This is a genomic window from Burkholderia sp. BCC0097 (assembly GCF_902832985.1).
Taxonomy (GTDB): Bacteria; Pseudomonadota; Gammaproteobacteria; order Burkholderiales; family Burkholderiaceae; genus Burkholderia; species Burkholderia orbicola.
In genome coordinates this window covers 1-19,413 of the sequence record NZ_CADFDM010000002.1, presented here as the reverse complement: position 1 = coordinate 19,413, position 19,413 = coordinate 1, and the positions used below count along the sequence as shown (strand labels likewise).

General features: G+C 68.1%; 17 protein-coding genes. 11 read left to right on the top strand and 6 right to left on the bottom strand.

The features are described from left to right. Nucleotides 1-157: 157 nt before the first annotated feature. The gene (locus HWX07_RS05330) at nt 158-1,123 is read right to left on the bottom strand and encodes a GlxA family transcriptional regulator (protein ID WP_175875498.1); all 966 of its coding nucleotides are present in this window, start codon (nt 1,121-1,123) and stop codon (nt 158-160) included. 173 nt (nt 1,124-1,296) lie between these two features. Between HWX07_RS05330 and HWX07_RS05325 the strand changes: the two genes are divergently transcribed. From HWX07_RS05325 to HWX07_RS05310, 4 genes are all read left to right on the top strand, one after another. Continuing rightward, nucleotides 1,297-1,938 (top strand): HD domain-containing protein, encoded by a 642-nt coding sequence (locus tag HWX07_RS05325; RefSeq protein WP_175875497.1) that lies wholly within the window; start codon nt 1,297-1,299, stop codon nt 1,936-1,938. A gap of 166 nt (nt 1,939-2,104) precedes the next feature. Then, nucleotides 2,105-2,287, top strand: coding sequence for a hypothetical protein (locus HWX07_RS05320; protein WP_244129931.1), 183 nt, complete (start codon nt 2,105-2,107; stop codon nt 2,285-2,287). A gap of 411 nt (nt 2,288-2,698) precedes the next feature. Further along, entirely contained in the window at nt 2,699-3,154 is a 456-nt protein-coding gene (locus HWX07_RS05315; protein WP_175875496.1) for an antitoxin Xre/MbcA/ParS toxin-binding domain-containing protein, read from the top strand. Beyond that, on the top strand, nt 3,151-3,630 hold the full coding sequence (locus HWX07_RS05310) for an RES family NAD+ phosphorylase (RefSeq protein ID WP_175875495.1): 480 nt from the start codon (nt 3,151-3,153) through the stop codon (nt 3,628-3,630). The genes HWX07_RS05315 and HWX07_RS05310 overlap by 4 nt, the downstream gene beginning before the upstream one ends. Nucleotides 3,631-3,675: 45 nt before the next feature. Here the strand turns inward: HWX07_RS05310 and HWX07_RS05305 are convergent, their stop codons facing one another. The 3 genes from HWX07_RS05305 to HWX07_RS05295 all read right to left on the bottom strand — a co-directional run bounded on the left by HWX07_RS05305 (nt 3,676) and on the right by HWX07_RS05295 (nt 7,376). Next, the gene (locus tag HWX07_RS05305) at nt 3,676-4,611 is read right to left on the bottom strand and encodes a site-specific integrase (protein WP_175875494.1); all 936 of its coding nucleotides are present in this window, start codon (nt 4,609-4,611) and stop codon (nt 3,676-3,678) included. Between the two features lie 226 nt (nt 4,612-4,837). After that, a complete protein-coding gene (locus HWX07_RS05300) occupies nt 4,838-6,193 on the bottom strand; it encodes a uracil-xanthine permease family protein (protein WP_175875493.1) in 1,356 nt (451 codons plus the stop codon). Nucleotides 6,194-6,251: 58 nt separating this feature from the next. Further along, entirely contained in the window at nt 6,252-7,376 is a 1,125-nt protein-coding gene (locus HWX07_RS05295) for an aryl-sulfate sulfotransferase (protein WP_175875492.1), read from the bottom strand. 102 nt (nt 7,377-7,478) lie between these two features. Between HWX07_RS05295 and HWX07_RS05290 the strand changes: the two genes are divergently transcribed. The 7 genes from HWX07_RS05290 (at nt 7,479) to HWX07_RS05260 (ending at nt 18,315) form a co-directional block, all read left to right on the top strand. Further along, complete coding sequence (locus HWX07_RS05290; protein WP_074808434.1) at nt 7,479-8,444, top strand: LysR family transcriptional regulator; 966 nt, start codon at nt 7,479-7,481, stop codon at nt 8,442-8,444. Between the two features lie 223 nt (nt 8,445-8,667). Continuing rightward, on the top strand, nt 8,668-10,653 hold the full coding sequence (locus HWX07_RS05285; RefSeq protein ID WP_175875491.1) for a gamma-glutamyltransferase family protein: 1,986 nt from the start codon (nt 8,668-8,670) through the stop codon (nt 10,651-10,653). A 422-nt stretch (nt 10,654-11,075) separates the two neighbouring features. Beyond that, nucleotides 11,076-11,618 (top strand): hypothetical protein, encoded by a 543-nt coding sequence (locus HWX07_RS05280; protein ID WP_175875490.1) that lies wholly within the window; start codon nt 11,076-11,078, stop codon nt 11,616-11,618. A 640-nt stretch (nt 11,619-12,258) separates the two neighbouring features. Then, nucleotides 12,259-13,509: a DNA repair exonuclease gene (locus HWX07_RS05275; RefSeq protein WP_053526451.1), complete on the top strand. Its 1,251-nt coding sequence runs from the start codon at nt 12,259-12,261 to the stop codon at nt 13,507-13,509. Nucleotides 13,510-13,512: 3 nt separating this feature from the next. Then, the gene (locus HWX07_RS05270; RefSeq protein WP_175875489.1) at nt 13,513-16,983 is read left to right on the top strand and encodes a YhaN family protein; all 3,471 of its coding nucleotides are present in this window, start codon (nt 13,513-13,515) and stop codon (nt 16,981-16,983) included. A 120-nt stretch (nt 16,984-17,103) separates the two neighbouring features. Continuing rightward, entirely contained in the window at nt 17,104-17,628 is a 525-nt protein-coding gene (locus HWX07_RS05265) for an HD domain-containing protein (protein WP_006489846.1), read from the top strand. A gap of 9 nt (nt 17,629-17,637) precedes the next feature. Beyond that, nucleotides 17,638-18,315 carry a DUF429 domain-containing protein gene (locus tag HWX07_RS05260; protein ID WP_175875488.1) on the top strand — a complete coding sequence of 226 codons (678 nt, stop codon included), beginning with the start codon at nt 17,638-17,640 and terminating at the stop codon, nt 18,313-18,315. Between the two features lie 154 nt (nt 18,316-18,469). Here HWX07_RS05260 and HWX07_RS05255 read toward each other — a convergent pair whose 3' ends face one another. Next, complete coding sequence (locus HWX07_RS05255; protein WP_011549388.1) at nt 18,470-18,940, bottom strand: hypothetical protein; 471 nt, start codon at nt 18,938-18,940, stop codon at nt 18,470-18,472. 206 nt (nt 18,941-19,146) lie between these two features. Next, nucleotides 19,147-19,353 carry a hypothetical protein gene (locus tag HWX07_RS05250; RefSeq protein ID WP_175875485.1) on the bottom strand — a complete coding sequence of 69 codons (207 nt, stop codon included), beginning with the start codon at nt 19,351-19,353 and terminating at the stop codon, nt 19,147-19,149. Nucleotides 19,354-19,413 lie beyond the last annotated feature (60 nt).

The following is a 19,413-nucleotide window of genomic DNA, read 5'->3' as shown; positions in this document are numbered from 1 at the left end:
CGCGGCATGCAATTTCATCCGAAGATTGCCGCGAGCCGGAGCAGGAGCATGGCTTTCCGCGGGCGACAGGGGCGCTCGGCGCAGCAGCAGCGGGACGGACAGTTGAGTCGGATTCCGAATTATTTTTTGCGAGGCCGCCGGCGTCGCACGTTCAACATCACGCAACCAGCGTCACCTGCCGTTTCCGGTATTCGGCGGGTGTGATGCCGACATGCCGGGTGAACGCTCGCCTGAGCGTATCGACGTTCGCGAAGCCGCATTTCGCGGCGACCTGCTTCGGCGTGTCGCGGCCGTCTTCAAGTAGCTGGCGGGCAACCGAGATGCGCGTCGCCTCCACCCATGCGGCCGGCGTCATGCCGACTTCCGCGCGGAACAGCCGCGCGAAATGGCGCGGGCTCATACCCGCATGCTTCGCCATGTCGGCCACCGAATGCTCGAGTTCCGGATGCGCCGCGATCCAGCGCTGGACTTCCTGCAGCACCGAACGCCCGGCGGGCCGCGCCTCGCCCTTGCGGCTGAACTGGAGCTGCCCGCCCGGGCGCTTGAAGAACATCACCAGTTGCGCGGCGACGCGCCGCGCGATCTCGCGGCCGAGATCCTCCTCGACCAGCGCGAGCGCGAGATCGAGCCCGGCCGTGACGCCGGCGCCGGTGCGCAGCTTGCCGTCGCGCACGTACAGTGCGTCGGCGTCGACGGCGACGGACGGATACGCTTGTGCGAATGCCTCGGCGGCGGCCCAGTGCGTGGTCAGGTGACGCCCTTTCAGCAGGCCGGTGGCCGCGAGGATGAACGCGCCGGTGCAGATCGAGCCGTAGCGCCTGCTTTGCACGGCCGCCGAGCGTAGCCATGCGAGGACGTCGGTGCGCAGCAAGATCTGGCCGGCGTGCGGCGCGCCGGCGACCAGCAGCGTGTCGATGCGCTCGGGGATGTCGGGCGCGATCCAGTCGGGCAGCAGCCGTGCGCCGGACGAACTGCGGATCGGACCGGGCCCGCTCGCGATGATCCGCGGCGTATAGAACGGCTTCCCGCATTCGACGTTCGCTTGCGCGAACACGTCGAGCGGCGCGGAGACGTCGAGCAGTTGCACACCCGGAACGGCGAAAATACCCACGACCTTCGGCATGATCGATTGCGTGTCGTATCGAACCTGATGCGCAGCAGTATAGGGGCGCTGGCTTAGCCGCGCAGGCATCGTGTCCGTTCGTCGCGCGAAATGGCAGGATTCGTCGTAACACGTCCATTGGAGACATCTGTCGGACTCCGGAGAATCGAAGCTGTCTTCCATGGAGGTCGATCATGACTGTGAACGTTGCCGGCATCACCCTTCCCGATACGCGTCTGACGCGCGAGATCACCGAGCTCGTACGCGATACCGAATCCGATCTGCTGTTCCAGCACTCGAGCCGCGTGTTCTATTTCGCGGCGCTGGCGGGCCGGCGCCGCGGGCTCGAGTACGACCCGGAGCTGCTCTATTGCGGCTGCATGTTTCATGACATGGGGCTCACGCACCGGCACAGCAGCCCATGCGAGCGCTTCGAAGTGGACGGCGCGAACGCCGCGCGCGATTTTCTGAAGGGCAAGGGGATTTCGCAACAGGACATCGATGTCGTGTGGACCTCGATCGCACTGCACACCACGCCCGGCATCCCGCAACACATGCATCCGGTCGTCGCATTGGTCACCGCGGGCGTCGAGATGGACGTGCTGGGCCTCGCTTACCCGGAATACAGCGACGTCGAGCGGGAAGCGGTCGTGCGCGCGCATCCGCGCACGCCGCATTTCAAGGAAGACATCATCCAGGCGTTCTACGATGGCATCAAGCACAAGCCCGGCACGACGTTCGGCAACGTGAAGGCCGACGTGCTCGCGGACAAGAATCCGCACTTCCATGCGGGCAACTTCTGCAGCGTGATCCGGTCGTCCGCGTGGGCCGGCTGAGGGCGGGCGGTCGCGCATCAGCCTATGTTGATCGGCTGCCCGGCGTTCAGCAGGTTCGGCGCCGACGTCACGCCTGGGCCTTGGCGGAGCCGCTGAGTGCGGTGATCGTCTTGCCGCAGACTTCAGAGCCCGCGAATTTCGCCGCGCCGGCCGCACCATCGGCACGATGGTTGAGCCAGTTGCCGCGCGCGCCAGCGTTGATGCTCCGGTTATGTTCCAGCGCGAGCCGATATCGGGCGGGGATTTCGTCATGCTCAAGCCGATCGCCGTGCCTACCATCACCGCGCCCGCGAAATTCAGCGCGCTGCCGGCCAATGCGCCGACGCCGGTTGTGTCGAACAGTAAGTAGGCCGGCCGGTGCGAGGCGCGATTTCGAGTGTATGGAATCGGTTGGAGCGGGCACGGGAGCGATTCGTCACGCGCGACGAGGGTGAGTCGACTGGTTCGGCTTGCTGGAGCGGTCGACGGGGTAATCAGTAGAACTCTGCGTGTTGCCGGGGGACGGTAGGGACCGGACTGGGAAAAGAGGCAATTGCTCCAATTCGCGTATTACCGTTGGAAACTTGTTACGTGACAACTTCACGTTATCGCCAGCGATGACTTTATATACTGAATTTTTACACCCCCTCACCGAGGCGAATCTCCGATTCGCGTGCCCCGAATACCGTCTCCCAGCCCCGATCAGCAAGCCTTCGCTCAACGACCCGCATGCTTCCGGCAAAACGCCTATAATGATTGGGCAAATTGCCGGAGAGAGGTCATGAGCACCATCGCTTTTCATCCTTCGGGCGTCGCCCATCCGCGTCAGGCCGAATTCACGATTCTCGAGCAGCTGCTGGCGGTCCGCGTCCGGTCGGGCGCCGATCTGGCCGAGTTGGCGAGCGCGCGCGTCGACGTGTCGGTGATCGACCGGCTGTCGGAGCGCGGGCTGAAATCGGACGAGCTGGCCTTCATCATTCCGCGCCGCACGCTGAGTCATCGCCGCCAGGCGCACGAACGCCTGTCGCCGGAAGAGTCGGACAAGGCGATTCGCCTCGCACGCATCGTCGCGCAGGCGACGGCCACCTTCAGCGACCAGGACAAGGCGATGGCGTGGCTGCGCAACGGGCTCCAGCGCTTCGGCGGCCGCACGTCGCTCGACATGGCGAGCACCGAGCATGGCGCGCGGCTCGTCGAAGAGGCCCTTACGCAGATCGACGAGGGGTACTTCGCTTGACGACGCTGTGGCGGATCAGCAATTACGCCGATCTGAAAGGCATCGGCGGATTGCGGGCCGGCGGGCGCTGGCATTTCGCCGGGCAGCCCGTCGTGTATCTCGCCGAGCATCCGGCGCTCGCGTTGCTCGAGACGCTCGTTCATTTCGAAATCGCCACCGTCGCGCAATTGCCGAGCGGATATCAGTTGCTGCGTATCGAGGTGCCCGAGTCGGTGGACATCGCCGAAATCGCGGAGGGCGATGCGCCGGACGACTGGCGCACGAACGTCGACTGGACCCGCAGCGCAGGCACCGAGTGGCTGCACACGCAGCCGAGCGCGCTGCTGCGCGTGCCGAGCGTCGTCGTGCCGCACGCGCACAACTTCCTGTTGAATCCGCTGCATCCGGCCGCGTCCGAGATCCACATCGCGGAAGTGATGCAATCGCCGTACGACACGCGGATTTTGCGGCTAGTCCAGTCAAAGCCGGGCGAGTAACGAACCGGAAAGCACGATGCGCGCAGGGCGGCGCGCGACGCGCGATCAATGCTCGTGGGCAGCGCGATCCGCGGCTGCGTCGGGCGGCAGTGTCTGCCGGATGCGCGTGACCGTCCGCATGCTGGCCAGACCGAGCATCGCCGTGACGTCGGCATGCGCTTGGCCGGCGAGCAACTGGCGGCGCGCATACGTATTGCGCAGTACGCGCGGGCTCATGTCCGCTGCGCGAAAGCCGATCGCGTTCAGCGCGTCACGCACCACGAGCAGCAGGAACATGTCGTTCATCGCGCCTCCGCGTGGCGCGGGAAACAGCAGCGCCGACGGTGGCACGTCGGTCGAGCGCGCACGCCATGCGGCGAGCGGCGCTATCGCGAACGCGGGTAGCTCGATCCGGCGCGCCGGCCGCGCGCGATCGCGCGGCACCGACAACGCCGGCGGCCGCGCGTCGAGCTCGGCGGCGCCGGCGGTCGCCGCGCGAATTTCGGCCGACGTGATACCGCTCGCGAGCAGCAGCGCGACGATCGCGCGATTCCGGCAATCGGCCGGCGTGTCGTCCGCTCGAGGCTGCACATGGCGCTGCAGCGCCGCGTCGGCATCGGGCGGCAGGTAGCACGGCTCGGGCTCGCCGTCCGGCCAGGCGAGATCGCGCGCCGATCGGCCGGCCGGATGGATCGTCCGCACGCCGGCGTCGACCAGATGCCGGCCGAGCCGGTCGATCAGTTTCGCATAGCGCACGCGCGTCGACGTGCCGGGCGTGCAGGTGCGGTCGAGTTCCGCGAGGAAGGCCGCGACGTGGTCGGGTCCGAACGTGGCGAGCGATACGCGTTGCGTGCTCAGGTGGCGCAGGAACCGCTCGAACATCGCGACGTGCTGCACGACCGAGCGCGGCGCGAACGGCCGGCGGCCGGCGCCGGTCGCGGCGGTTTCCTGCCAGGCGCGAAACGCACCGACGGGATCGTGAATCCAGCGATTCGTGTCCATTCCCGTTTTATAGCCGGACGCGGTGACGCCGGCAATCGTCCCGATGGCCGGTCGGCGGCGCGCGACGAAACCGGCGCGTCAGCGCGCGGCACGCGTGTCGTTGGTGCCGTCGTCGTCATCGTCAAGGAAACGAGCAGCAGCGGGATGAAGAACCGCCACGCGTCCGCGGCGTCGGCCGATCCGCAGGCGTCGCCAAGCGGCGTCCCGCGTGCGCATGCCGCTGCCGTTACGCGTCGCGCGAAGGCGTCGCAGCCGCACCCGCGTGTGCGTGCCCGCCCAGTCGCGCGAGCGCGGCGAACGCCAGTTGCGTCGCGATGGCCGCTAGCGTGCCGGCTGCCATGCCGTTGCCGAGCACGATCTGCACGGGTGCGCCGAAATGGCGATACAGGTTCGGCACCAGGATCGGCGCGAGGCCGACCACCAGTGCGGCCGTGAGCGTGTACTGGTTTGCGCGCGCGTGCAGGTCGACGCTCGCGAGCAGCCGGATGCCCATCACGCCGATCATCGCGAAGACGACCAGTGCGGTGCCGCCGACCACGGCGGCCGGGATCGCATACGCGAGCCGCGCAAGCGGCGCGAACAGCGCGATGACGATCAGGATCGCGCCGGCGGCGGCCGTCACGTAGCGCGAGCGCACGCCGGTCGTCTGCACGACGCCGATGTTCTCGGCGCTCGTCACGATCAGCGGCGTGCCGAACAGTGCGCCGGCCAGCGACGCGAGCGCATCGCCGCGTATCGTCTTCGGCACGTCGCGCGGCAGCGAGATCGCCTTGCCGCACGTTTCGCCGACGGCGACCGTCTGCGCGGTGGCCTCGGCCATCGAGATCGCGGTGAAAATCAGCAGCGGCAGCGCGGCCAGCACGTCGAAACGCGGCATCCCGAACGGCAGCCATACGGGATGCGTGAACAGCGGCCCATGCCACACGTCGGTGAGCGCCGGCATCGCGCCGAGCGCCCAGCCGAGCGTCGCGCCGGCCATCAGCCCGATCAGCACCGCGAGGCGCCCGGCCGTGCCGCGGAACGCGCCCGCGACGACGACGGTGGCGACGATCGTCGCGAGCGCGAGACCGAGCGCGCGCGGCTGCGCGAAGTCGGCCGAGCCGGGCTGGCCGACGACGATCGTCGCGTAGATCCGGATCAGGTTGATCGACACGAGCAACAGCATCGCGCCGACGACGACGCGCGGAAAGAGCCGCAGGCAGCGCGTGAAGACGGGCAGCAGCACCCAGTAGAACGCGCTGGCGAGCAGCGCCGCACCGGCCGCGGTCGGCAGGCCCGACTGCGCGGCGATGCCCGCGAACAACATCGTCGGTGCGCCGCCGGGCACCATCACGAACGGCATGCGCGCGCCGATCGGGCCGGCGCCGAGCGATTGCAGCAGCGTGCCGATGCCGCATGCGAAGAACGTCGCGCCGATCAGCTGGACCGTCAGGTCGGCCGGCAGCGCGAGCACCTTCGCGATCAGGAAGACGGCCGTGATCGGCGACGCGGCCATCGACAGCACGTGCTGCAGCCCGAACAGCGCGAGCTGCCACGCGGGCAGCCGGGCATCGACGGGCGGGGAAATCGGATCGTGCGACACGGCAGGCCCCTCGGAAACGAACGGCGACGATGGCCGGAAACCGGCGATGAACGGACGCTCAGGTCCGTAGCCAGGGCAATTGGGCGGCGCTGTAGCGGAACGTCTGGAATACGCTGTTCAACTGGCCGGGGCCGGTCTTGCGCGCCGCTTCGTCCGGGTATTCGGCGAACCACGGGATCACGTATTCCCAGACGACCTCGCCGGCCGATGTCACTTCGAACAACCGGCCCGTCGACGATTCGGTGATGTGCGTGTTGCCGTTCGGCAAGCGTTGCGCGTTGCCCATGAACGGCGAATAAAACAGGTTCACGACGTCGTCCGCATACGACCATACGACGCGCTGCGTCGCCGGATCGATTTCCACGACGCGCGAGAACACGACGTGCGCACCGTGACGGAAATTGCCGTTGTCGAACGCGAGGATGTGGCCGTTCGGGAGCGGCACCGGCGCATGCTGGTGCGACACGACGTCGGGCCCGATGTGCAGGTCGACGCGGCCGGTTGCACGGTTCACGCCGATGATCCCCGACGTCGTACGCAGGCTCATCAGCACGCGGCCGTTCGCATCGACCGCGAGACCGTTGACGAGCGGCCAGTGATAGCGGCCGAAGCCTGCCGCGATCGGGAAATCCTCCGGCCGCAGATGCTCGCGCGCGTGCCATTCCCAGACGATCTGGCCGGCACGGTTCACTTCGCGGATCACGTCCGCAAACATCACCTCGTCGTCGCCGTGCGCGGTGCCGCCCGGCACGCGCCGCGCGAACGCCGCGTCGACCGGTTCGCACGCGGCGTACAGCAGGTTGCCGTTCGGCAGCCACTGCGCGTCGTGGTGATGCGCGGGGTCCTCGTAGCGCCACACCGTTTCGCCCTGCGGCGTGACCTCGTAGAAGTCGCCGCCATGCCACATCGACCACGGCGCGTAGCGCGATTCGGAATGCGGATGATTGCCGTTGTAGCCGAGGTTGCCGTTCGCGAGGATGACCGCGTGGCGCCCGGGGCGCACGGGCATCTTCCACTGGTGGACGACCTCGCCGTCGATGCCGACGAGATAGACGTTGCCGTCGGCCGTTTGCGGCGCGATGAGCGTATAGCCGCCCGCGGACAGCGCGGGATCGTGGGCGATGAGGCCGACGCCGCGGCGCCGCTGGGTAATCTGGTCGACGGTCGTCACTGCGGTCTCCATTCGAATCGGATACGGGGATGCAGCGGAATCTAGACGATTCGTCCGGTCAGTAAAATCGGATTATTCTTGACGCCCTGTTCGAAAAAATCTAACGGCCCCTTCATGCGTTCGATATCGCAGACATTCCGCTGTTTCGACGAGGTCGCGCGACGCGGCTCGATTCGCAAGGCGGCCGACGCGCTGCACCTGACCGCCGCCGCGGTGCACCAGCAGATCCGCAATCTCGAGGAGCAGGTCGGCGTGCCGCTGTTCGACCGGCTGCCGCGCGGCATGCAGTTGACGCTCGCCGGCGAGATCGTGATCGCGGCCGTGCGGCGCGGCCAGCGCGATTTCGACAACGCGCTGACGCAGGTCGAGGATCTGCGCGCGCTGCGGCGTGGTCACGTGAATCTCGCGGTACCGGCATCGACGGCGGAAAAGCTCGTGCCCGACGCGATCCTCGCCGCGATGCAGCGCTATCCCGGCGTCACGTACAGCGTGCGCTCGGGAAACGGCGAGAGCATCGTACGCTGGGTCGAGACGGGCGAGGTGGACATCGGTTACGCGCTGCGCCGGCGCACCGCGCCGGGGGTCGTCGAGGTGCGCGCGTTCGCGCAGCCGCTGGGTGTGGTTACGGCGCCCGGCCATCCGCTGGCGTCGACGGGCGGCAAGGTGCGCATGCGCGACTGCTTCGCGCATCCGCTGATCCTGATGACGCCCGACACGGAGCTGCGCGCGATGTTCGACCAGATCGATGCGCGGCAGCCGCGCGGCGTGCGGCCGCTGGTCGAAACCGGGTCGGTGTCGATGGTGCGGCGTCTCGCGGCCGAAGGCGCCGGCGTCGGCTTCCTGATCGCGGAAAACGTCGCGGACGACGTGGCCGCCGGCCGGCTCGCGTGGACGCCGCTGGCCGACGCGGGTGCGCGCTCGTTCAGTTGCATCTACCAGCGGGCGGACATGAGCGCGACGGTCGCGATGGCGATGTTTCTCGAGCTCTTTTCGGAGGCGATCGACGCGATGGAGCACGGTTTCGCACGCGGCGGCCCGGCGAGCGGCACGCGTCGCCGGGCGAAAAAGGTAACGACGTGACGATGCGAGCCGCATGGGCGTCTCGGGATGCGCTGCAATGCAGCAGGCAAACCCGCATGCCGGTTCGGTGACGTCGCGCACCGGGCGTCCGGTGGCATGACGTCATTTCCTTATTGCGGGAAAAATTTTGTTCATGGGACTATCGAACGCGTTGCCCGTGCACCGAGGGGGTTGCAGGCAACGGGATGTCCATCGCAACGATCGACAAGAACATCGGCAGACAATGAACAGAACAGCGATTTTTCCGTATGCGTCCGCGTTGCTCGCGGCTGCCCTGTTGACCGCCTGCGGCGGCGACGTCGAAAACGAGGCGGCCCGCACGACCGCACCTTCCACCGATGCGAGCTGCCTCGCGGTCGACAACAGCGGCGCGACGGTCGTGGTGGGCTCGAACCAGCCGGGCGACCCGTCGCTGCCGGAAGCGTCGTCGGGCTATCGCACCGGGATGAAGCCCGTCTATGCGAAAACGTACCTGGTGGCCACGTCGAACGCGTACGCGAGCGCGGCCGGTTGCGCGGTGCTGAAGAAGGGCGGCACGGCCGCCGACGCGGCGGTCGCCGTGCAGGCCGTGCTCGGTCTGACCGTCCCCGAGGCGACGGGTCTCGGGTCGGGCGGCGTGCTGCTCTACTACGACGCGCGCGGCAAGACGGTGCAGGCATACGATGGCCGCGAAACCGCGCCGGCCGCCGCCACCGAGAACTACCTGCGCTACGTCGACGACGCCACCGATCATTCCGCGCCGCTGCCGAACGCGCGCGCGAGTGGCCGCTCGATCGGCACGATCGGCGTGCCGCGGCTCATCGAGGCGCTGCAACAGGATCACGGCCGCCTGCCGTGGCAGAGCCTGTTCGGCGACGCGATCACGCTGGCGACCAACGGTTTCCCGATCGGCGGCCGGCTGGCCGACGCGATCGCGGCGAACGCCGCGAACCTGAAGCGCGACCCCGAAGCCGCCGCGTATTTCCTGAACGCCGACGGGTCGCCGAAGACGCTCGGCACCGTACTGAAGAATCCCGCCTACGCGCGCACGCTGTCGCTGATGGCGCAGTCGGGCGCGAACGCGCTGTACACCGGGCAGATCGCGCAGGACATCGTCGCGAAGATCGCGGTGACCAAGGGCGCGGACGGCTCGACGCTCACGCCGGGCAAGACGACCGTCGCCGATCTCGTCGCATATCAGGCGAAGCGCCGCGAACCGGTGTGCACGACCTATCGCAGCTACTGGGTGTGCGGGATGCCGCCGCCGTCGTCGGGCGGCATCGCGGTTGCATCGGCGCTCGGCATTCTCGAGAACTTCGACCTGAAGTCGCTGAAGCCGACGGCGATCGATCTCGAAGGCGGCAAGCCGACCGTCGCGGGTGTTCACCTCATCACCGAGGCCGAACGGCTCGCCTATGCGGACCGCGACAAGTACGTGGCCGATACCGACTTCGTGCCGCTGCCGGGCGGCACGTGGGACACGTTGCTGAACAAGCCGTACCTGAAGTCGCGCGCGGCGCTGATCGACACGACCAAGAGCATGGGCACCGCGCAGCCCGGCAATCTCGGCGCGGTGCCGCTCGGCGTCGACACGACGCTGATCGAGCACGGCACGAACCAGTTCACGATCGTGGACGGCGACGGCAACGTGCTGAGCGCGACGACGACGGTCGAGTCGAGCATGGGCTCGTTCCACATGACCAACGGCTTCCTGCTGAACAACCAGTTGACCGACTTCTCCGCGAATCCGCTCGACACATCCGGCAATCCGGTGGCCAACCGGCTGCAGCCGGGCAAGCGGCCGCGCAGCTCGATGGCGCCGACGATCGTGTTCGAGCAGGCCGCCGACGGCTCGCGCGGCGACTTCGTGATGGCGACCGGTTCGCCGGGCGGCGGCACGATTCCGCAATACGTGGTCAAGACGCTGGTCGGCGCGCTCGACTGGGGGCTCGACGCGCAGCAGTCGGCGGGCCTCGTCGACTTCGGCGCGAGCAACAGCCCGACCACCACGATCGGCGGCGAGCATCCGAACGTCAACGCGGCGAACAACGGTGCGAACGATCCGCTGATCACGGGGCTGCTCGCGCTCGGACACAAGGTGTCGACGTCCGCACAGGCGAGCGGCGTCAACACGGTGATGCGCGTGACGGTCGGCCAGTCGCCGGCGCTGCAGGGCGGCACCGATCCGCGTCGTGAAGGCGTCGTGCTCGGCGATACGTTCCGGCCGTAACCGGACAGCGTGCGCACGGCCCCGGTCCGCTTGCTGGCGGCCGGGGCCTTGCATTTTGAAGTGGCCGCATCGCCGGCCACGCAATTCATATCCTTCGGGATGCAGATGAAAGCGGCTGGCTTGTCCCGCTGCATGACGATCGGATCGGGCGAATCGCCGGCGTGAAGCAGCCTGCCGCCCCGGGTTCACGGTTGTCGCCCGCCCGTTGTCAAATACGGCGTTCACCCCGCCGCAACCCCCTCGATTGTCAAACAGTGTGAGTCAATCGTCAGCATTTGCAACCGAAGTAACAGTCCCTGCAATTCGATCGTTTTGGCCGGCGGCGCCGCTACATTAGCTCCACCTGCCGCATGTCGCGGTGAGGCATGCGACAAGCCGCTCGAAGGCGGCCCGCAGCAACAACGTCTTTGGGGAGAATGACCATGAACAAGATCCATACGATTCTGCTGGGTGCCGCTCTGACGGCGATGGCGACGTCGGCTGCATTCGCACAGACGGCCCAGACCGGCGCCCAGGGTTCCGCAGGCGTCGGCGCTCAGGTCCAGACGCCGCTGCTCGGCGGCGGCGTGGGCGTGCAGGCGGGCGCCGGCGCGAATGCGGCAGGCTCGGGTTCGGGTGCGGGCAATGTCGTCGGCGGCGCGCTGAACGGTGTCGGCAAGACGGTCGGCGGCGTGGGCTCGGCAGCCGGCACGGCTGTGGGCGGCGCGACGCAGGCAGTCGGTTCGGCGGCCGGTGCGACGAAGGATGCGGCGGCATCGACCGTGCACGCGACGAAGTCGCACGTGAAGCACGTCGCAAGCTCGACGAAGAGCCATGCGCAAGGCGCGGTGTCGACGGCAGGCGACGTCGCGGGCGGTGCGAAGGCGAAGGCCGGTGAAGCGCTCGAAGGCGCGACGAACTCGGTGCAGGGCGGCGCATCGGTCGGCGTGAAGGGTTCGGCGTCGGCGCAAGGCGGCGCGCTGTAACAAGCGGCAGGCATTCCGCCACGGCCCGGCCCGCTTCGATGCGGGCCGGGCTTTTTTTATCGGCGCGCGGCCCCTGCCGATTGCCCGCGCGCCATGCTTGAATGGCAGGGCTCCCGACCCCCGGCCGCCACGATGACGGTGCCGCCCGGCATGGGCCAGCATGTCCGATCGATACCGTGACGCGGCGAGTGACAGCAGGTAGCCGGATGCCTGCGTGCGGTGCGACGCACGCGGGGTGATCCGGCGTGCTTTGCTGATTCCCGTTCAACGCCTTGCCGGCTTCCTTCGTTGCGCTCGAAACCGGGTCTCGAGCGTAACTGCCATATCGAACGATTGCATGGCCGTCGTTTCGTGAGCGGCTCGTTCTTCAGCGGCGCGGTTTCGCTGTCACGCGATCGTGCTGCGGCACAATGGCGGTTCGTATCGGTATCGCGTGCTACCCCACCGTCCGGACCGACGGGGAACGCATGCCGTTATCCGCTTTCAGGTACCATCCCGACCCGCTTGCAACGGGCGGCGCGACCCGGTTCGGCGCGCGCCGCGCGTGCTGCGGCAAGTCCGGCGGCGACCGGGATGACACTTGACGGCACGAGCCCGTGCGAGCGGTGTCGCCCCTTCGCCATGAAACAGAGGAACCTTCGTGAAGTTCATCCACGCGGCAGACATTCACCTTGACAGCCCGTTGCACGGCCTGAGCGCGTATCCCGACGCGCCGGCCGCGCAGTTGCGCAACGCGTCGCGCGAGGCGCTGCGGCAACTCGTGGATCGTGCGATCGAAGAGGAAGTCGCGTTCCTCGTGATCGCGGGCGACCTGTACGACGGCGACTGGAAGGATCACAACACGGGTATCTTCTTCGGCCAGCAGATGGGGCGGTTGCGCCGGGCCGGCATCCGCGCGTTCGTGCTCGGCGGCAACCACGATGCCGAAAGCGAGATGACGAAGAAGCTGACGCTGCCCGACAACGTCACCGTGTTCGGCCACCGCAAGCCGGAAACCTTCCGGCTGCCGGAATTCGACGTCGCGCTGCACGGGCAGAGCTTCAAGGACAAGGCCGTCGTCGACAACCTCGCGATCGGCTATCCGGACCCGGTGCCCGGGTACTACAACATCGGCGTGCTGCATACGGCGCTCGAAGGGTATGCGGCGCATGCGAACTATGCGCCGTGCACGCTGGCCGAACTGCATGCGAAAGGCTACGACTACTGGGCGCTCGGCCACGTGCATGAATTCCAGCAATGGACGGGCCCGTCCACCGTCGTGTTTCCCGGCAATCTGCAGGGGCGCCATATCCGCGAGACTGGCCGGCGCGGCGCGGTGCTCGTGACGGTCGAGCAAGGCAACACGCAGGTCGAGCGCCTGTATCTCGACGTGCTGCGTTGGGAAGCCGTGTCGGTCGATGCGTCCGATTGCCTGTCGGTGGCCGATCTGTCGAGAAAGATCGGCCAGTCGCTGGAGGCGCTGTTGACCGTCGACGGCCACGTGCCGCGCGCGGTGCGCGTCACCGTCACCGGGCGCACGCCCGCGCACGGCCTCTTTTTCGGCCGCGCGCCGCAGTTGCGTGCGGAGGTGCTGAACCAGATCGGCATCATCGGCAACGAGCGGCTGTGGCTCGAGAAGGTCCGGCTCGCGACGTCCGCGGCCGATCAGCAGCCGGGCGAAAGCGAACCGCTCGAGGCGCTGGAGGACCTGAAGCAGATCCTGGCCGACGCCGCACACGATCCGGATTTTCTCGCGCTGCTCGAGCGCGACCTGAAGCCGTTCGTCGGCAAGGTTCGCAGCGACGTGAAGGAGGAGGTGCCGTTGCTGACGATGGCGCGCGCGGGCGAGTTGACCGCGCTGGTCGAGCAGGTCGGGCCCGCGCTGCTCGCGCGGCTGGCGAGGGGGGAGTAAGCGATGCGCATCAGCCAGCTCGATCTGATCAAGTACGGCAAGTTCACCGACGAGACGCTGCGTTTTCCGTCGGCCAGCGAGGATTTTCATGTGATCGTCGGGCCGAACGAGGCCGGCAAGTCGACGATTCGCACGGCCGTGTCCGAATTGCTGTTCGGGATGAAGTTGCAGACGCCGCTCGATTTTCTGCACAGCACGCCCGAGTTGCGGATCGGCGGCGTGCTGGAGAGCGGCACGGGCGAACTCGCGTTCCACCGTGCGCGCGGGCGCAGCCCGTTGCGCACCCCCGCCGACGACAAGTTGCCCGACGACTATCTGGCAGCCATCCTCGACGGCGCGACGCGCGAGTTCTTCGAGCAGATGTTCGGCCTCGATCACGGGCGGCTGGTCGATGGCGGCCGCAGCATTCTCGACGCATCGGACAAGCTCGGCCAGGTGCTGTTCGAATCGGCTGCCGGGGTCGGCAGCCTCGGGCCGGTACGCGAGGAACTCGACGCGCGCGTGCTCGAATTGTGGGCGCCGCGTCGCAGCGGCAGCGCGTTCGCGCTGGCCGAAACGGCATTCAACGAAGCCGTGACCGAACTGAAGATGGTCCAGGTGCGTACGCGCGACTGGGTCGATCGCAAGGACGCGCGCGAAGCGGTCGAGCAGCAGATCGAGCAGGTGCGCGCGGAACAGCGCCGGCTCGAAGCGCTGCGCTCGAAGCTCGAACGCGTGCGGCGGCTCGCGCCGTACCTGAAGGAGCTGACGGTCAAGGACGCGGCGCTGGCTGAACTTGGCGCGGTCGTCGAGTTGCCGCCGACCGCGTACGCGGATCTGCTGAAGGCGCAAGGCGATCTCGCGGCCGAACAGAAGGTGCTCGAGGAGCGGCGTGCCGATCTGCTCGCGAAGCGGCAGGCGCGCGATGCGATCGTCGCGGACGCCGACACGCTGGCGCTCGAAGCCGATATCGAAGCGCTCGATCGGCTGCGCGGCGCATGCATGAATCACGCGCAGGATCTGCTGCTGCTCGGCGCGGACGTCGAGCGGCACCTGTTAGCCGCGTCGTCGGCGGCCGCGCAACTTGGCTGGCCGACGGACGAATCGTCGCTACGCGCCGCGTTGCCGACGGCGCTGTCGCTGAAGACGGTCGCGAACCTGCTGCGCGAGCACGGTGCGCTGCACCAGGCGCTCGCCGGCGCGCGCGAATCGCTCGACGAGCGCACGCGCGAACTGGCGCAGGTCCGCGAACAACAGGTGCGCCTGTCGACCGTCGACGTGCCGGAAGCGTTGCGCGCGGCGCTGGCCGATGCGCAAGGCTTTCGCAACAGCGGCCCGCGTGAGCAGGCGCTGGCGCACGAAATCGCGGCGGCCGAACGCACGCTGTCCGGCGCGCTCGATGCGCTCGGTCAGTGGCGCATGCCGGTCGATGCGCTGCGTGCGCTCGACGTGCCGTCGGCGGCGCGGCTCGGTGCGCTGCTGAAGGAAGACAGCGAGCGTGCCAGCGCGGCCGCTGCCGCGCGCGACGCGCGGGATGGCGCACTCGAGGAGCTCGAGCGGCTCGAACTGCAGGAGAAGCATTTCGCGGAGAACCACAAGGTCGTCACGACCGCCGACGTGCTGACGGCGCGTGCGCGTCGCGACGGCGCGTGGGGCGAGATCCGCAGCGGCGCCGTCGATCTCGCCACGGGCGCACCGGCGCTCGACGATGCGATTCGCCTCGCCGACGAACTCGTCGATGCGCAGCTCGGCGCCACCCAGGCCGCGGCGACGCTGCAATCGCTGCGTCAACAGGTCGAATCCGCGCGTGCGGGCGTGACGCGCCGACAGGCCGCGCTTGACGAACGCGAGCGCGAGCTCGCCGCCCATCGCGACGCCTGGGCCGCGCTCGCGACGGCGGCCGCGGTGCCCGGCATGCCGCTGGCGGCGATGGGCGACTGGCTCGCGAAGCGCGACGCGGTGTTCGCCGCGCAGGCCGATCTCGATCGCCAGCGCCGCGAATTCGATACGATGCGTGCTGCCCGCGTCGGCGCGGAAGCCGCGCTGCGGGCGGCGCTGCTGACGGTATCGCGAGGCGGCGAGTCGGACGGGCTGGCCGCGCTCGTCGCTGTCGCCGAGACGTTTGTCCAGTCGGCCGAGAAAGCGGCCGCACAGAAGGACAGCCTCGACGATCGCGCGCGCGAAGCCGAACGCGGCTGTGCGACCGCGCAGTCGCGGGCCGATCATGCGCAAACGGCTTACGACGCGTGGCAAGCGCAATGGCGCGACGCACTGGCCGACGCGAAACTGTCCGCGAGCGCGACGACGCTGGCCGCGGCGGAAGGCGCGCTCGGGCTTGCGACTACGGTGACGGCAGAACTGGCCGATGCCGACGTGCCGCGCAACCGGATCGCAACGATCCGCGCGGAGCTGAACGCGCTTGAGGCCGGCGCGCGGCGGCTCGCCGAAGCGCTCGCGCCGGAATGGCTGGCGAGCGGCGACTGGCTGGACGTGGCGCGCCGGCTGACGATGCGTCTCGCGGCCGCCCGGGAAATCGCCCGTGCGATCGATCGTGCCGACGAGGCCGTGCGGCAGGCCGACGGCAAGGTCGCGGACGCGGCTGCCGCGGTAGCCGGCGCCGATGCGCGCATCCAGCCGCTGCTGCAACTGGCCGGCGTCGCGTCGATCGACGCGGCGCTGCCGCTGGCCGAACGCTCGGATCGGCAGCGCCAGCTTCGGCAGGCGGTCGACGCCGCGCACGAGGCGCTGGTGCGCGACGGCGACGGGCTGTCCCGGTCTGCCGTCGAGGCCGAGGTGGCGGAACAGGACATCGCCGACGTGCCGGCGCAGCTCGAAGCGGTGAAGCAGTCGCTCGCCGATATCGGCAAGCGGCTGAACGAGCTGTCGCAGCAGCAGGTCGTGGCCGACCAGGCGTTCGGCGCGATCGACGGCCAGGCGAACGCGGCCGTCGCCGAGGCGAAACGGCAGGAGGCGCTGGCGGCGATGGGCGACGCGGCCGAACAGTATCTCGAGGCGGCCACCGCGAGCCGCTTGCTGAAGTGGGCGACGGATCGCTACCGCGACCAGAAGCAGGGGCCGATGCTCCGGCGCGCGGGCGAGATTTTCGCCGGGCTCACGCTGGGCGAATTCGCGAAGCTGACCGTCGACACCGAACGGACGCCGCCCGCGCTGTATGCGCGGCGCACGAGGGGAACGTCGGTCGAGGTCGCGGGGCTCAGCGAAGGGACCCGCGATCAGCTGTTCCTCGCGCTGCGGATCGCGGCGCTGGAGTTGCAGCTCGGCAGCCGCACGGCGCTGCCGTTCGTCGCCGACGACCTGTTCATCAATTTCGACGATGCGCGCGCGAAGGCCGGGCTCGATGCGCTGCGCGATCTGTCGACGCGCACGCAGGTGCTGTTCCTGACGCACCACGACCACCTGCTGCCGCTCGTGAGAGACGTATTCGGCGCGCGGGTCAACGTGGTCGAGTTGCAGCGCGCGCCGGCCGGCGCGTGACACGGGACACGCCGGGATGTCGGCGCACGGGAAGGGTCATCGCGTACAGGTAGTATGAGCAGTTCCGAAACGCACGCGGCCGGTTCGACGGCCGCGGGTCTGGCCACACGAGGGGGGAATATGAAGAAGCTGGTAGCCGCGATTGCGTTCGCGGCGGACAAGCATCGCAATCAGCGGCGCAAGGATGAAGAGGCGTCGCCGTACATCAATCATCCGATCGCGCTCGCCGACGTGCTGGCCAACGAGGCCGGCGTCGAGGACGAACGCGTGATCGTCGCGGCCGTGTTGCACGACACGGTCGAGGATACGGAGACGACCGAGCAGGAGTTGCTGCGGCTGTTCGGCAAGGACGTGGCGGACATCGTGATGGAAGTCACCGACGACAAGTCGCTGCCGAAGGAGGAGCGCAAGCGTCTGCAGGTCGAGCACGCGGCCACCATCAGCCGGCGCGCGAAGCTCGTGAAGCTGGCCGACAAGATCTGCAACCTGCGCGACATCGCCCGGCATCCGCCCGCGGACTGGCCGCTCGAACGCAAGCAGGCGTACTTCGACTGGGCGAAGTCGGTCGTCGACCCGATGCGCGGCGTCCATCCCGGTCTCGAGGCGATCTTCGACACCGCGTACGCCGCGCGGCCGGCGGACTGACGCACGCGCATGTGCTCGGCCCGATTCGCCGCACGACAACCCGCTGCCGTGGCGGGTGTCGACGTCGGCGGCGACAGGAAGCTGTGCGATCTCGTGATCCTGCGTGGCTCGTCGGTCGTTTGCCGGGAGGCGCGGATCACGCCCGAGTCGCTGCCCGCACTGTGTCTCTCCCATGATGTCGTCGCCGTCGGCGTCGACGCACCGAGCCTGTGGTGGACCGGGAGCGGCCGCCGCGCGGCCGAGCAGGCGCTCGCGCGCGAACGGATCTCGTGCTTCCCGACCCCGTCGCGGGAGCAGGCCGTTGCGAGCACGTCGGGCTTCTTCGACTGGATGTTCATGGGGGAGCGCGTCTACTGCGCGCTCGCGGACGCTTATCCGTTATTGACCGAGGCGCGCTACGCGGGTGGGCGGGCGAGCTTCGAAACCTATCCTTATGCGATTACCTGCGCGATGCTGGGCAAGGCCGTGGCGTCGGCGAAGCAGAAGCGCAACCAGCGCCGGCAACTGCTGGAGCGGCTGGGCATCGACGTATCGACGCTGCGCTCCGTCGATGCGCGCGATGCGACCCTGTGCGCATTGACGGCGCAATACGTGATCGACGGGAACGCACGGGCGTACGGTGATGCGGCGGGCGGATACATCCGCGTGCCGATGATGCGCGCGCCGATCGTGCTGGATGCGCCGTAGTGGCGACGTGCGACCCCGCGCGGGGTGACGGTCGCGTGGTGGTCGCTTTGTGCGGGAATCGGCGGCAGGCCCGGCGATGCAGGGGGAAGCAGCTAACGGTTGTCGGCGGCCACGACGTGAGTCCGGTGCACCGCGCGATTCCGGTCGAGCCGGTTCAATCCTCGAGGATCGATGTCGGCACGCTGGACAGATCGCAGGCTTGTGCTTGCTCGAAGTAGCTGTCCGCATCATCGATCATCACGACCGCGACGTCGATCAGCTCGTCCAGCCGTTGCAGCAGCGATTCCCGCCACTCGATGTCTTCGTCGCGCTCGGGCGTCTTGTCCAGTTGCTCGATGATCGAGTCGGCCGTCTGCAGGAATGGAATTGCCTGCTGATAGTTTTCGATCGAGACCAGCGCTGCATTGCGTGCGCCGACGAGCCGCTCGCGATGCGTGTCTGCCAGTTCGGATTCGCCGCTGATGCGCGGCAACATGTCCGAGATGCGTTGCAGAAGCGGCGGCACCTGTTGTTCCAGCAGGATCGCGCGCTCGCGCAGCGCCGCATATTCGTCGCGAAGGTCGGCGTCGCCGGGTTGAGTCGTGCTGTCCATCATCGATATGAGTGCGTGGTTCGGTCGCGGCATGATACTCGACGGCGCCAGGTTCCTTGCCCGTTCCGCACCCTCCTATATAAAGACGGAAAGAGACGTGTTCGTCATATCTTTGGAGGGCGGCGCGTGTTGCGCTTTACCGCTCGTCGAGCCCAAAGCCTCGGTGCGCGGCAGCGCACCGAGGCTTTTTCAAACTTTCTTCACAAAGGGCTTGCGTGGATGGGGGCGGGTGCTTAGAATCACGCCTCTTTCGCGCTAACGGAAACGCGGCGCGGAAGGACGGGAAGCAGTGCTGTTGAGGTTCGGCGGTAGCGAGCCTTGGCGGTACGGAAGTTGAGCCCCGCAGTCGCAACGAAGTCGTTCAGAAAGTTGTTGACGAGCTGCAAAACACGGTTCATAATCTCGTTTCTCTGCTGCTGAAAACGCAGCGCTGCTGAGGGGTTCAAGATTCCTCGCAGAAATGCTCTTTAAAAATTAACAGCCGATAAGTGTGGGCGCTTGATGGC